The organism is Ensifer sp. ENS10 (genome assembly GCF_014852025.1).
Taxonomy (GTDB): Bacteria; Pseudomonadota; Alphaproteobacteria; order Rhizobiales; family Rhizobiaceae; genus Ensifer.
This window is the reverse complement of the sequence record NZ_JACVAS010000007.1, coordinates 159,516-172,690: the sequence shown is the minus strand read 5'-3', so window position 1 is coordinate 172,690 and position 13,175 is coordinate 159,516. Positions and strand designations below refer to the sequence as shown.

Annotated in this window: 12 protein-coding genes and 1 other RNA gene; 6 read left to right on the top strand and 7 right to left on the bottom strand. The window is 62.8% G+C overall.

Annotation, left to right across the window (positions count from 1 at the left end):
- Nucleotides 1-134 precede the first annotated feature (134 nt).
- Together IB265_RS23290 and IB265_RS23285 are read left to right on the top strand one after the other, a co-directional pair.
- Nucleotides 135-290, top strand: coding sequence for a hypothetical protein (locus IB265_RS23290; protein ID WP_110879124.1), 156 nt, complete (start codon nt 135-137; stop codon nt 288-290).
- Between the two features lie 111 nt (nt 291-401).
- On the top strand, nt 402-2,339 hold the full coding sequence (locus IB265_RS23285; protein ID WP_156414731.1) for a tetratricopeptide repeat protein: 1,938 nt from the start codon (nt 402-404) through the stop codon (nt 2,337-2,339).
- A 26-nt stretch (nt 2,340-2,365) separates the two neighbouring features.
- On the opposite strand, the gene IB265_RS23280 is transcribed toward IB265_RS23285, so the two are convergent.
- The gene (locus tag IB265_RS23280; RefSeq protein WP_057254666.1) at nt 2,366-3,880 is read right to left on the bottom strand and encodes an MFS transporter; all 1,515 of its coding nucleotides are present in this window, start codon (nt 3,878-3,880) and stop codon (nt 2,366-2,368) included.
- Between the two features lie 104 nt (nt 3,881-3,984).
- Here IB265_RS23280 and IB265_RS23275 point away from each other — a divergent pair, with 104 nt between their 5' ends.
- Nucleotides 3,985-4,539 (top strand): TetR/AcrR family transcriptional regulator, encoded by a 555-nt coding sequence (locus IB265_RS23275; protein ID WP_057254667.1) that lies wholly within the window; start codon nt 3,985-3,987, stop codon nt 4,537-4,539.
- A 121-nt stretch (nt 4,540-4,660) separates the two neighbouring features.
- On the opposite strand, the gene IB265_RS23270 is transcribed toward IB265_RS23275, so the two are convergent.
- The 6 genes from IB265_RS23270 to tkt all read right to left on the bottom strand — a co-directional run bounded on the left by IB265_RS23270 (nt 4,661) and on the right by tkt (nt 11,965).
- Nucleotides 4,661-5,596, bottom strand: coding sequence for a PhzF family phenazine biosynthesis protein (locus tag IB265_RS23270; RefSeq protein ID WP_057254668.1), 936 nt, complete (start codon nt 5,594-5,596; stop codon nt 4,661-4,663).
- 235 nt (nt 5,597-5,831) lie between these two features.
- Nucleotides 5,832-6,857 (bottom strand): class I fructose-bisphosphate aldolase, encoded by a 1,026-nt coding sequence (locus IB265_RS23265; protein WP_057254669.1) that lies wholly within the window; start codon nt 6,855-6,857, stop codon nt 5,832-5,834.
- A gap of 247 nt (nt 6,858-7,104) precedes the next feature.
- Nucleotides 7,105-8,301, bottom strand: coding sequence for a phosphoglycerate kinase (locus IB265_RS23260; RefSeq protein ID WP_057254670.1), 1,197 nt, complete (start codon nt 8,299-8,301; stop codon nt 7,105-7,107).
- Nucleotides 8,301-8,891 carry a putative glycolipid-binding domain-containing protein gene (locus IB265_RS23255; RefSeq protein WP_057254671.1) on the bottom strand — a complete coding sequence of 197 codons (591 nt, stop codon included), beginning with the start codon at nt 8,889-8,891 and terminating at the stop codon, nt 8,301-8,303. Before IB265_RS23255 ends, IB265_RS23260 begins: the two co-directional genes overlap by 1 nt.
- Nucleotides 8,892-8,896: 5 nt before the next feature.
- Nucleotides 8,897-9,907: a type I glyceraldehyde-3-phosphate dehydrogenase gene (gene gap, locus IB265_RS23250; RefSeq protein ID WP_057254672.1), complete on the bottom strand. Its 1,011-nt coding sequence runs from the start codon at nt 9,905-9,907 to the stop codon at nt 8,897-8,899.
- 75 nt (nt 9,908-9,982) lie between these two features.
- Entirely contained in the window at nt 9,983-11,965 is a 1,983-nt protein-coding gene (tkt, locus tag IB265_RS23245) for a transketolase (RefSeq protein WP_057254673.1), read from the bottom strand.
- Nucleotides 11,966-12,304: 339 nt separating this feature from the next.
- Here tkt and IB265_RS23240 point away from each other — a divergent pair, with 339 nt between their 5' ends.
- From IB265_RS23240 to ssrS, 3 genes are all read left to right on the top strand, one after another.
- Nucleotides 12,305-12,574: a DUF4164 domain-containing protein gene (locus tag IB265_RS23240; protein WP_057254674.1), complete on the top strand. Its 270-nt coding sequence runs from the start codon at nt 12,305-12,307 to the stop codon at nt 12,572-12,574.
- Nucleotides 12,575-12,585: 11 nt separating this feature from the next.
- Entirely contained in the window at nt 12,586-12,963 is a 378-nt protein-coding gene (locus tag IB265_RS23235; protein ID WP_057254675.1) for a cell division protein ZapA, read from the top strand.
- A 54-nt stretch (nt 12,964-13,017) separates the two neighbouring features.
- Nucleotides 13,018-13,175: non-coding RNA, 6S RNA (gene ssrS, locus IB265_RS23230), on the top strand.

The window sequence follows — 13,175 nt, the reverse complement described above, 5'->3', positions numbered from 1 at the left end:
CGAAAACACTAGCCCTTTTTGCCAAGCGCAGCGTATCGCTAGCCCTTGGGGGAAGCGGTGCTCCGTGCGACGAAGTGTGCCGGCGTTGTGAACGCTTGGCCGGTTGAGGCAGCCTCCCGGAAGACGAGGGCAATATGCAGAAGGCGCTCGCCCTTATCCTGCTCCTGGCAATGATTATCCAGCTTCTGTGGCCACTCGGGATCCCGGGCCTGCGCCGCCGCCGCGACTTCTGGAAGATCGCGGTCTTCGCCATCGTCATGATGATGGTGACCGTGCTGATCCGGCCTTAACCGGGCCATCTTGCCTCTAACTACCCGTTTCTTTGGAAACTCCGGGGCCGATTGCGCGATGCTATTGGGTTGTACGTATATTCGCTACAACTACAAAAGGGCGCAGGACAGATGGGGAATAACGCGCTAGATTACCTCTTTCACTCCGGAAGTGAATTCGAGGGTTTCTTGGAACGCCGTCTCGCTGCCATTCTCGCCGCCGATGTCGTGGGATACAGCCGCCTGATCGGCGCTGACGAGACCGGCACACTGGCCGCGATGAAGCGACACAAGAATGAACTCGTCGATCCCAAGATCCACCGCCACAAGGGCCGCATCGTCAAGCTGACCGGCGACGGCATTCTCGTCGAGTTTGCGAGCGTGGTGAATGCGGTCGCCTGCGCCGTCGATATTCAGCGCGGCATGCTGATCCGCAATGAAAGCGTGCCGCAGCTAAAGCGCATCGAGCTACGCATCGGCGTGCATCTCGGCGATATCATCGTCGAGGATGGAGATATCTTCGGCGATGGCGTCAATGTCGCCGCCCGTCTCGAAGGGCTGGCGGAGCCATCCGGCGTTGCCGTTTCCGCCACGGTGCGCGATCACGTCGGTACGCGCCTCGATATCGGCTTCATCGACAAGGGTGAGCACACGCTGAAGAACATTGCCGCGTGCGTGCATGTCTATTCGGTGGCGCTCGGTGCGCCGACGAAAGTTGCGGCGGCGCCAAGCGGGGTCGGCCCCATCGTGCTTGATGACGGCTACGGGCTCTCGGTCGGCGTGCTTCCGTTCACCAACATGAGCCATGATCCCGAGCAGGAATATTTCTCCGACGGCATCACCGAAGACATCATCACGGATCTGTCGAAAATTTCGAAGCTGCATGTCGTCGCCCGCAACACGGTATTCACCTACAAGGGGCGGTCGGTGAAGGTGAAGCAGGTGGCCCAGGAACTGGGCGTCCGCTACATCCTCGAGGGCAGCGTGCGCAAGGCGGGTTCGCGGGTGCGCATCACCGGCCAGCTGATCGATGCCTTGACCGGTACCCATCTCTGGGCCGACCGCTACGACCGCGACCTGACCGATATCTTCGCCATTCAGGACGAGATCACCCACGCCATCGTCGATCAGCTCAAGATCAAGCTTTTGCCGGCGGAGAGACAAGCGATCGAGAACGACCCGACCACGAGCGTCGAAGCTTATACCTACTACCTGCGCGGCCGGCAGTTTTCGCATGCCTGGACCCGGTCCTATCTGCTCTTGGCCCGGCGCATGTTCCTGAAGGCGGTGGAACTCGACCCAAACTTTGCCCGCGCCTATGCCGGCATCGCCGATTGCGAGTCGGCGCTGCGCGACTGGCACGAGGACGAGTTCCCGCTGCAAAGCATTCTTTCCACAACCGCGAAAGCGCTGGAGATCGATCCGAACCTTGCGGAGGCTCATGCCTCACGCGGCCTGGTGCTGCACCAGGACGGCCAGGACGATGAGGCGGTCGCCGAATTCGAGCGGGCGTTGACGCTCGATGCCGGCCTCTATGAGGCGAATTTCCATTACGCCCGTTTCCTGTTTATGCAGGGTGCCTTCGAAACGGCGATCCAGTTCTTCAAGCGCGCTGCTGACATTCGGCCGGACGACTATCTGTCGCCGATCCATCTCATGAGCGCCTATAAATCGCTCGGCCGTGACGTCGAACGTGCGCAATGGGCAAGGATCGGGATATCTCGGGCGGAGCGGGCGCTGGAGCTCAATCCGGAAAACTCCGGCCCCGCGCATCGCGGCGCGTTGGCCCTCGCTCATATGGGCGAAGCCCAGCGCGCCCGGGAATGGGCGGCGCGCGCTCTGGCAATCGATCCCGACGACGTGGTCGCGCGGTACAATACGGCCTGCGTTTATTCCATCCTCGGCGATACCGATGCGGCGCTCGACCTGCTCGAAACCTTGCTGCCACAGAGTTCATGCTACCAGCTGCTCTGGTTCAAGCAGGATTCCGACCTCGACGCGGTTCGCCACCATGTCCGCTTCCAGGCGATGGTCGAGGCGATCGCGCAATGCGAGGCGGGGTTGCGCTAACCGCCGGAGGGTGCCGGCGGTTGCTTTCAGTGGTGGCTTGCCTGACGGGATTCCGCCGGCGCAGTGCTGCGGCCACCCGTCAACCACCAGATGGCCGCGCCGGTGACAAAGAGCATGGCCGTCGCCACGATCACGACTGCGGTAAAGGCCTGCTCGAAGGCGAGCCGGGCGCGGGTTACCAGTTCGCCAGCCACATCCGCCGGCAGTTTCTCGGCGAGAAGCAGGGCTTCGTCGAGGCTGTCGCGGGCCATCGGCGAAATGGCTGCACCCTCCGGCAGCACGAGGAAGGCGGTGTAGACGACCGACATGACGGTGCCGAGAACGGCAATGCCGATCGCGCCGCCGAGCTCGAACGAGACCTCCTCGATCGATGCCGCCATGCCTGCCCGCTCCGGCGGGGCGTTGAACATGATGGCGCTGGAGGCGGCGGTCATCGAGGCGCCGATGCCGAGGCCGAGGACGACGAGGGTGACGATCTGGGTCAGCGCGCCGGCCTCATGGGCCAGCAGGTATCCGCCGAGACCGAGGGCCGCGAGAATGAGGCCGGAGCGCAGCACCACTTCCGCGCCGAGACGCGGCAGCAGGGTGCCGGTCAGCGGACCGGCGACGAACGCCGCGAGTGGGATTGGCAGAATGAAGAGGCCGGCCTGAAGCGGCGAAAGACCATCCACGAGCTGCAACTGCTGGCTCAGGACCAGCTCGATGCCGACGATCGAGGCGGATGCGACCAGCGCGGCAGCGACGCCGGAGGAAAACGCCGCATTGCGGAAGAGGCTGAAATCGATCAACGGATGCGGGCTCCGGCGCTGGCGGCGCACGAAAAGAATGAGCGCGATGGCGCCGATCACGACGGCGGCGAGGCCAGCTTCCAGCGATGGTTCGCGCTTGCTCGTTTCCTTGACGGCATAGGCGAGACCGACGAGACCGACCATGATCTGGAACGATCCGAGTGCATCCCACGGATGTTTCGGATTGCCTGATGTGTTCGGCAGCACGACGAGGCCGAGCAGGAGGGCAATGACGACGATCGGCACGTTGATGAGGAAGACCGAGCCCCACCAGAAATATTCGAGCAGGAAGCCGCCAAGCACCGGTCCGATGGCGGCACCACCGGAGGCGATCGCGGCCCAGACTCCGATCGCCAGCGCCCGCTCGCGCTCGTCGGTGAAGGTGAGGCGGATGATCGACAGCGTGGCCGGCATCATCAGCGCGGCGCCGACTGCAAGCAGCACACGCCCGCCGATCAGGATCGCAGGGGTGGGCGCGTAGGCGGCAATCAGCGACGCGACGCCGAAGACCGCGAGACCGACGATGAAGGGCGTCTTGTGCCCGAGCCGATCGCCGAGCGTGCCGAGGCCAGGCAGAAGGCCGGCGACGACGAGGGCGTAGGCGTTGACGATCCAGAGCTTCTCGGATGCGCTCGCGCCGAGGTCATGGGTCAGGCGGGGAAGGGCAGTATAGAGCACCGTCATATCGACGACGATCAAAAGGAGTGCGCTCGATACGATGGCCAGAATGAGCCAGCGATTTTGCGGATGCATAGTACACCTCAATTGGCCACCCACAGGGAATTGGGGGCTAGGTCTTGTTAACGTCAGGGTCATTATTTAAATACGTACGTATGGATTTGAAATAGGAAGTCAAGATGGGACGACGTCGAACAATCGATCGTAACAAGGTTCTGGATGCGGCGGAGGCGATCGTGAACGCCGTCGGCGCTGCCGGCCTGACGATCGATGCCGTCGCCAAGGCGGCCGGCATCACCAAGGGCGGCGTGCAATATTGCTTTGGCAACAAGGACGGTCTGATCGACGCGATGATGGAGCGTTGGTTCAACGAGTTCGACACCGCGGTTGCGGCCGAGGGCGGCGACGATCCTGATCCGGTCAAGGCGATGCGCGCCCATGCGTCGGTGACTGCGCGAATGAACACGGCCGACAATGCCCGCACATCCGGCATGATGGCAGCCCTTTTGCAGCGGGAAGAGCATATGGCGAAGAACCGCGCCTGGTACCGCGCGCGTCTCGATGGCATCGACCTGTCGACGGAGGCTGGGCGCCGGGCGCGGCTTGCCTTCCTCGCCACCGAGGGCGTCTTCCTGTTGCGCGGTTTCGGTTTCGCCGAGATGGACGACGCCGAATGGCAGGATATGTTCGCCGATATTCTGAAGCTGTTGCCGGAGCCCGGCGAGGCCGCCTAGAGCAATTCGAGGAAAAGTGTGAAACGGTTTTCCGTCCGGAATTGCGCAATTTCAAACAGTTAGAGCATTTCACTGTTTCATTGAAACAGTGAAATGCTCTAACGGTCGCCGCGGGAAAGCGCTACAGGTCGATCAGACCGCGCATCGCACTGATGCAATTGCCGGAAAGGCTGACTTGGCGAACGATGCCGCCCTGCTTGCGGACATGCGCCCCGATGAGGCTCCGCCGGCCCATCTCCACGCCCTGCTCGATCGCGATTTCGACATCGATATCCTGGTTCGGCAGCAGCGAGACGAGATAGGCCGAAAGGGCGGCCGAGGCGCTGCCGGTGGCGGGGTCTTCGTTGACATTGTCGAGTGGCGCGAACATGCGCGCCCGGATCTGCCACGGCGTTTGCGGCGATCGTGCATAAAGGAACAGACTGAAGCTGTCTTCCTCGGGCTTGTAGCGCGCATTCGCTGCATGGAAGGCCGTAACATTCGGCCGCGCCGTCGAAAGTGACGCGATATCACTGATTTCCGCGACCGCGAAGGGCAGGCCGACGGAAAGCCGGATAGGCGTATGGATGCGCGTGCTGATGGCTTCCGATGTGAGCGATGCGCAGGCAGCGATCGTCCCGGCGTCGATTTCCGGGCCGGCCGTCAGACCGCGCGGAACGACGATGCGGGCACCGATGACCTCGCCCTTCTCCCGCGACAATGTTGCCTCGACGAGCCCCGCCTTTTCCTCGAAGCGCAGGATGCCGCCGGGCACACGGCCGAAGATTTCCTTCTGTCGGCCGAGCACGAAGGCGGTGCCGACATTCGGGTGACCGGCAAAGGGAATCTCCATCGTCGGCGTGAAGATCCGGACCTCCGCCGTGTTGGCGGGGTCGCGCGGCGGCAGCACGAAGGTGACTTCGGAGTAGCCGAACTCGGTCGCGATCGCCTGCATCTGCTGGTCGCTCAGGCCCCGGGCATCCGGGATGACCGCGAGTTGGTTGCCGGCGAAACGCTCAGCGGTAAAGACGTCGACAGTGACGTAGGCGATGGATTGTGGCGAGGCGGCGGAGGTCATGGCACCGGCTTTCTCTACGGTTGGCTGTGAAGCCAAGACTTAAGCCAGCGTTCGCACGCGTCAAAGGCGCCAACTTGTTCCGGTGACAAGTTCCATCCGGCACGGGCAGCCAGCTCTTGGCTGGCCCTGCTGTCCAGGCGCTCCGCGATGTTGACGACGCATTCCTGCTGCGGATGTAGCCGAAGCAAAGAGGGGCCGACTTGCGGCCCCTCGGATCTCATCTCTCGACCATGCCTTATGCGGCCTTCTCGAGATCCTTCTTCCAGGTGCCCTTGGCCGCAAGGCTGCACATCTCAGCGCGATGCGAGAAGGCACGCTGGCCATCGCCGATGTTGTCGGCCTTGCCGTGCCAGGCGTTGAGTGCCTCCTGCTGCAGGGCTCGGCCATAGGAAAAGGTGAGTTTCCACGGCAGGTCGTGGGTGGCGTTCATCGCCGAAAGATGGGCCGTCGCCTCTTCGGTCGACTGACCGCCGGAAAGGAAAGCGATGCCAGGCACGGCCGAAGGCACCGTGCGTTTCAGCACCCTTATCGTGCGCTCGGCCACCTCGGCGACGGAAGCCTTGCGGGCCTTCTTGCCGTCGATGACCATGCTCGGTTTCAGGATCATGCCTTCGAGTCTGACGCGCATGGCGGCCAGTTCCTCGAAGGTGGTGCGCAGCGCCCACTCCGTCACTTCCTCCGCGCGGTCGATCGAATGGTCGCCTGGCGCTCCATCCATCAGCACCTCCGGCTCGACGATCGGCACGATGCCGGCTTCCTGGCAAAGGGCGGCATAACGGGCGAGCGCATGAGCGTTGGCACGAACGGCGCCCGGGCTCGGCAGGGTATCGGAGACGGCGATCACGCCACGCCATTTGGCAAAGCGCGCGCCGGCTTCGTAATATTTCGCCAGCCGCTGCGCGAGGCCATCGAGGCCTTCGGTGATCGTCTCTGCCGGGAAATTGGTCATCGGCTTGGCGCCGGCGTCGACCTTGATGCCGGGGATCGCGCCGGCGGCACGGATGATTTCGACCAGCGGCGTGCCGTCGACGGCATGCTGAAACAGGGTTTCCTCATAGAGAATGACACCGGAGATGTACTTGCGCATCGCCTTGTCGGCGCGCAGCAGCATCTCGCGGTAATCGCGCCTGGAGGTCTCGGTGGATTCGAGGCCGATCGTATCGAAACGCTTCTTGATCGTGGCCGTAGACTCGTCGGCGGCGAGCAGCCCCCGGCCGTTGGCGACCATGGCAATTGCGATGTCTTCCAGTCTTTCGCTCATGTTTTTCTCCCTAGACAGCGCTGATCACCAGGGACCAGGCAGGTACTGAAACAAACAGTTTCGGACCGACGGCGCACAGGGCAGCCGCCACGCTCCAAACGAGGCGCGAGTAACAGGCGAAATTGTCCAGGAAAATGGCGAGAAAAGCGACTAAAACGATTTAAAATTTTTTAATCGATTGAACAATCAAGATTTTTTCTTGATTGACCGGCGCGCGGCGGTTGTGTCCGCGCGCCGATTGGATGCGTTACTTCTGCTTGAGGATGTCGACGCCCGGGAGCGGCTTACCTTCCATCCACTCCAGGAATGCGCCGCCGGCGGTCGAGACATAGCTGAAATCGTCGGCGACTTCGGCATGGTTCAGTGCTGCGACGGTATCACCACCGCCGGCAACCGAGACCAGCGATCCCTGGCGGGTGCGGGCGGCCGCGTGCTTGGCAACGGCAACCGTCGCCCTGTCAAAGGGGGCGATCTCGAAGGCGCCGAGCGGACCGTTCCAGACGAGCGTTTCGGCCTTGGAGATCCAGTCGTTGACGGCGGCGATCGACTTCGGACCGACGTCGAGAACCATGGCATCGGCGGGAATGGCGTTGATATCGACCACTTCGTTGTCGGCGCCGGCCTTGAACTCGCGGGCGATGACGCCGTCGTCCGGCAGAACGATGGCGCAGCCGGCCTTGTCGGCGGCAGCAATGATCGCCTTGGCGGTGTCGGCGAGGTCATGCTCGCAGAGCGACTTGCCGACATTGATGCCCTTGGCGGCGATGAAGGTGTTGGCCATGCCGCCGCCGATGACGAGCGCGTCGACCTTGGTCACGAGGTTCTGGAGGAGGTCGATCTTGGTCGAGACCTTGGCGCCGCCGACGATCGCGACGACCGGCCGCTTCGGCTGGCCGAGGCCCTTTTCGAGCGCTTCGAGTTCGGCCTGCATGGTGCGGCCGGCATAGGCCGGCAGGTGATGGGCAAGGCCCTCGGTCGAGGCATGAGCGCGGTGGGCGGCGGAGAAGGCATCGTTGACGTAGATGTCGCCGTTGGCGGCAAGCGCTTCGACGAAGGCCGGCTCGTTCTTTTCCTCGCCCTTGTGGAAGCGGGTGTTTTCGAGCAGCAGCACGTCGCCGTCGCTCATTTCGGCAATGGCGTTCTTCGCCTTGTCGCCGATGCAGTCGGCGCCGAAGTGGACGCGCTGGTCGAGCACGTCCTCGACCGCCGGCGCAATCGTCTTCAGCGACATGTCGGCGACCGGTTCACCCTTCGGGCGACCGAAATGGGCGAGCAGGATGACCTTGGCGCCCTTTTCGGCCAGTTCGCGGATGGTCGGCGCCACACGCTCGATGCGGGTCGCGTCCGTCACCACGCCGTCCTTGACCGGCACGTTGAGATCGACGCGCACCAGCACGCGCTTGCCGGCGATGTCGGTCAGATCGTCGAGGGTCTTGAAAGTCATCAGATAGTCTCCGGTGATAGTCTTTGGAAAAGGGTGGGATAGTGGATGACGAGGCCGTCCTCGTCCACGGGCAGGTCCGCGGCAAAGCTGCGATCCTCGGCCTCGTAGCGGTAGAGCCTGAAATCATCGAGGCAGGTGTAGTGCTGGCCGTCCACGACGGGCTCGAACGTGTCGAACGGCACGTAGAGCATCTTGAGCTTTACAGTGCCGGACTGGCGACCGAGGTCGAGCCGGCGGATCGGCAGCGTGTTGGTGAAGGGTGTACCGGCGAGGTCGATATCGATGCAACCATCGAACTCGGAGAGGGGAGCGCCTCGCGCCGTCATCCATTGGCCCGGGACGTCCGAGCGCAGATGCAGGCTCCGGCCGTCCGTCGTGTCGACCATGAGCTTGCGAACGTGCCAAGTGTCGTCGCAATCGATCCGGTAGCGCACGCCATAGGGCGTGCCGCCGCGGTTGCCGATCAGAACGCCGACGGCGCGGATGACCGCGCCGTCGGCTGTTTCGGTTTGCGTCAGCGTCAGGTGTTCGAGCCCTTCCCCTTCCAGCGGACGCCAGCGGACCGTCTTTGGAGAAAGGGCGCGAAACATCTGACTTAGATGAGCTTGGCGAACGCGACCGCCGTGTCGGCCATGCGGTTCGAGAAGCCCCACTCGTTGTCGTACCAGGTGAGGATACGCACGAAGTTGCCTTCGACGACCTTGGTCTGGTCGATCGCGAAGATCGAGGAGTGGCTGTCATGGTTGAAGTCGCGCGAAACGAGAGGCTCTTCCGTGTAGCCGAGAACGCCCTTGAGCGCGCCGTTGGAGGCGGCCTTGATGGCGTTGGTGATTTCCTCGACCGAGGTGTTGCGCTTGGCGACGAACTTGAAGTCGACGACCGAGACGTTCGGGGTCGGAACGCGGATCGACGTGCCGTCGAGCTTGCCCTTCAGTTCCGGCAGAACCAGGCCAACGGCCTTGGCAGCACCGGTCGAGGTCGGGATCATCGACAGAGCGGCAGCGCGGGCGCGGTAGAGGTCCTTGTGCATCTGGTCGAGCGACGGCTGGTCGTTCGTGTAGGAGTGGATCGTGGTCATGAAGCCGTGGCTGATGCCGATGGTATCGTTCAGGACCTTGACGACCGGAACCAGGCAGTTCGTGGTGCACGATGCGTTGGAGATGACCAGGTGGTCCTTGGTCAGCTGGTCGTGGTTGACGCCGTAGACGACCGTCAGGTCAGCGCCGTCGGCCGGAGCCGAAACGATGACGCGTTTGGCGCCGGCGGTCAGGTGCGCTGCAGCCTTGTCGCGGGCGGTGAAGATGCCGGTGCACTCCATGGCGATGTCGACGCCGAGTTCCTTGTGCGGAAGCGTTGCCGGATCCTTGATCGCCGTGACCTTGATCGGCTTGCGGCCGCCGACGGTGATCGTGTCGCCTTCGACCTTCACCTCGGCCGGGAAACGACCGTGGATGGAGTCATAGCGCAGCAGGTGGGCGTTGGTTTCAACGGGGCCGAGATCGTTGATGGCAACGACTTCGATGTCGGTGCGGCCGGATTCGACGATCGCGCGGAGCACGTTGCGGCCGATGCGGCCAAAACCGTTGATGGCGACTTTTACTGTCATATCGGGTCTCTCCCTGTCTGGATGACGTAGTACGAAAAAATCGGGGCGCGCCTTTCGGCGCGCCCCGCAACTTGATCAGGAAAGCTTTGCTTCCGCAGCGGCGACCACCGCCTCGGGCGTGATGCCGAAGTGCTTGTAAAGGTCCTTGTAGGGACCGGAGGCACCGAAGGACGACATGCCGATGAAGGCGCCGTCGCTGCCGATGAAATGATCCCAGCCCTGGCGGATGCCGGCTTCGACGGCGATCTTGACCGGCGAGTTGCCGATGATCGCCTGCTGGTAGTCTTCGCTCTGTTCGGCAAAGAGCTCGAAGCAGGGAACGGAGACGACGCGCGTCGAGATGCCCTTGGCGGTCAGTGCCTGGCAGGCCTTGACGGCGATTTCGATTTCCGAGCCGGTGGCGAAGATCGTCACCTTGGCGTCGGCGGCCGAGATCAGGTCATAGGCGCCGTGAGCGCAGAGGTTTTCTTCCTCATACTCGGTGCGAACGGCCATCAGGTTCTGGCGGGTGAGCGCAATGCCGGACGGCCGGTTGTGGCTTTCGAGCGCCAGCTGCCAGCATTCCGCCGTTTCCGTGGCGTCCGCCGGGCGGAACATCAGGAGGTTCGGAATGGCGCGAAGTGCTGCCATGTGCTCGACCGGCTGGTGCGTCGGGCCGTCTTCGCCGAGGCCGATGGAATCGTGCGTCAGCACGTGGATGACGCGGATGCCCATCAGCGCGGCGAGGCGGATCGACGGACGGCAATAGTCCGAGAAGATCAGGAAGCCGCCGGAATAGGGAATGACGCCGCCATGCAGCGCCATGCCGTTCATGGCAGCGGCCATGCCGTGCTCGCGCACACCCCAGTGGATGTAGCGGCCGGAGAAATCGTCAGGCGTGATCGACTTGGTCTGGCTCGTCTTGGTGTTGTTCGAGCCGGTCAGGTCGGCCGAGCCGCCGATGGTTTCGGCGAGAACGCCGTTGATGACTTCGAGCGCGTCTTCGGAAGCCTTGCGGGTTGCCGGCGACGGCTTGGTTTCAGCGAGCTTCTTCTTGTAGTCGTCGATGGCGGAGGACAGACGGCCTTCGAGCTCGCCGGAGAAGCGGCGAACGAACTGGGCCTTCTTCTCGGCATCGCTCTTTTCGAGGCGCTCTTCCCATTCCTTGCGCGTCTTGGTCGAGCGCAGGCCGGCCAGACGCCAGGCGTCGAGCACGTCGGAGGGAACGACGAAGGCTTCGGCTTCCCAGCCGAGTGCCTTGCGGGTGGCGGCGATTTCCTCGGCGCCGAGCGGCGAGCCGTGGACCTTGTGGGTGCCGGCCTTGTTCGGCGCACCGAAGCCGATCGTCGTCTTGCAGGCGATCATCGTCGGCTTGTCGGACTTCTGGGCCTCATCGATCGCGGCGGCGATCGCTTCCGGGTCATGGCCGTCGACGGCGATGGTGTTCCAGTGGCAGGCGCGGAAGCGGGCGTGCTGGTCGGTCGAGTCGGCGATCGAGATCGGGCCGTCGATCGAGATGTTGTTGTCGTCCCAGAAGACGATCAGCTTGTTGAGTTTCAGGTGGCCGGCGAGCGAAATCGCTTCCTGGCTGATGCCTTCCATCAGGCAGCCGTCACCGGCGAGCACATAGGTATAGTGCTCCATCAGGTCGGAACCGAATTCGTCGCGAAGCTTGCGTTCGGCGATCGCCATGCCGACGGAATTGGCAAGGCCCTGGCCGAGCGGACCGGTGGTCGTCTCGATGCCGGCGGCGTGGCCGTATTCCGGGTGGCCGGCGGTGCGGGCGCCGAGCTGGCGGAAGTTCTTGATCTCGTCGATGGTGATGTCTTCGTAGCCGGTCAAATAGAGCAGCGAATAGAGCAGCATCGAGCCATGGCCGGCCGACAGCACGAAGCGGTCGCGGTTCGGCCAGGAGGGGTTCTTGGGGTCAAAGCTCAGATAGCGCGTGAAGAGGACTGTCGCTATGTCGGCTGCACCCATGGGCAGGCCTGGGTGGCCGGAATTTGCCTTCTCGACGGCATCCATGGAAAGGAAACGGATCGCATTTGCCATCCGGTCGTGTTTTTCGCGAGAGATCATGACTGTTCCGTTTTGCGTTCGGTGGTCAGGGAACGGTCTCTATCCTCCAAAGACCGCGCAAGAAGCGGCTGACACATAGCAGGTGCGCCGTGCGAGTCAATAAATACGGGCCTTCCGCGGCCATTTGACGGCAGGTCGTTCCGGTCCTTGTCTCGCAATGCAACAGAGCTTTCGCACTGCCGTTGAAGAAAGCCGGCTACGCAATCCATCCACAGCTTCCGTAGTTGTTTGCGGAGCTTGGCATTGTTGAGACTTACGTAATAGGTTTAAAAAAGATCGAGCCGAAGCGGCGGACGGGATTCGGGCGATTCGGCCTCACGGGCGAGGTATTCGGAACACATGCCGGCAAAGACTGTCAAAGCGGCGATCGATGAACTGCGGAACGCAGTGCAATCCCTGGAGAATGCGATCGACGGTCGGTTTGACAGGGAACGGGATTTCGGCGAGTTCGAAGGCGAGGTTCGGCGTGTCAACACCGACCGGTCGCGACTGGCACAGGAACTCGACCAGTCGCAGTTCCGGGCGAACCGGCTCGAGGAGGTTAACCGCGAGGTTTCCCGCCGCCTCGTGACGGCGATGGAAACCATTCGGGCGGTGCTCGACCGCTAGGATAAAGCGACATGGCGCAGGTCACAGTATCGATCGACGGCAAGGCCTACCGGATGGCCTGCGAGGAAGGGCAGGAAGGTCACCTGACCGAGCTTGCCACGAAATTCGATCAGTATGTCGGACATCTCAAGAGCCAGTTTGGCGAGATCGGCGATCTGCGCCTCACCGTCATGGCCGGCATCATGGTCATGGACGAGCTCAGCGAGGTCAACCGCCGGCTGAAGAGCCTCGAGGCCGAGGTCGGCAATCTGACTGATGGTCGCGATGCCGCACTTTCCGACCAGATGAAGAGCGAGGAGGCGCTGGCCTCTGCGCTCAGCGAAGTCACCGCGCAGATCCACAGCATTGCCGCCAAGCTGAACGGCCGCACCACGACACCAGCAAGCTAAAGGTTTCGGTGGCGAGCCTCTGGCGCGAAGCACCGAGACACTTTATATATCGACTGCGGTCTGCGCTTCCCGACAGGAACCACAATCCCCGGGGCCATACTCGATCTCAAGGGAGCCGTCCCTGTCCGGGCTCGTGGGTCTGGACACATGGCGCCCACCTACTTTGTAGGTACCCGGGATCGTAAACTATCCATCGGTTGTGTGGATCGCAC

Coding starts and splice junctions, on each gene's coding strand:
- gap (WP_057254672.1), bottom strand. CDS start 9,907: ATGACAGTAAAAGTCGCCATCAACGGTTTTGGCCGCATCGGCCGCAAC.
- IB265_RS23280 (WP_057254666.1), bottom strand. CDS start 3,880: ATGCATCCGCAAAATCGCTGGCTCATTCTGGCCATCGTATCGAGCGCA.
- IB265_RS23260 (WP_057254670.1), bottom strand. CDS start 8,301: ATGACTTTCAAGACCCTCGACGATCTGACCGACATCGCCGGCAAGCGC.
- IB265_RS23255 (WP_057254671.1), bottom strand. CDS start 8,891: ATGTTTCGCGCCCTTTCTCCAAAGACGGTCCGCTGGCGTCCGCTGGAA.
- IB265_RS23270 (WP_057254668.1), bottom strand. CDS start 5,596: ATGACCTCCGCCGCCTCGCCACAATCCATCGCCTACGTCACTGTCGAC.
- IB265_RS23240 (WP_057254674.1), top strand. CDS start 12,305: ATGCCGGCAAAGACTGTCAAAGCGGCGATCGATGAACTGCGGAACGCA.
- IB265_RS23235 (WP_057254675.1), top strand. CDS start 12,586: ATGGCGCAGGTCACAGTATCGATCGACGGCAAGGCCTACCGGATGGCC.
- IB265_RS23290 (WP_110879124.1), top strand. CDS start 135: ATGCAGAAGGCGCTCGCCCTTATCCTGCTCCTGGCAATGATTATCCAG.
- IB265_RS23265 (WP_057254669.1), bottom strand. CDS start 6,857: ATGAGCGAAAGACTGGAAGACATCGCAATTGCCATGGTCGCCAACGGC.
- IB265_RS23275 (WP_057254667.1), top strand. CDS start 3,985: ATGGGACGACGTCGAACAATCGATCGTAACAAGGTTCTGGATGCGGCG.
- tkt (WP_057254673.1), bottom strand. CDS start 11,965: ATGATCTCTCGCGAAAAACACGACCGGATGGCAAATGCGATCCGTTTC.
- IB265_RS23285 (WP_156414731.1), top strand. CDS start 402: ATGGGGAATAACGCGCTAGATTACCTCTTTCACTCCGGAAGTGAATTC.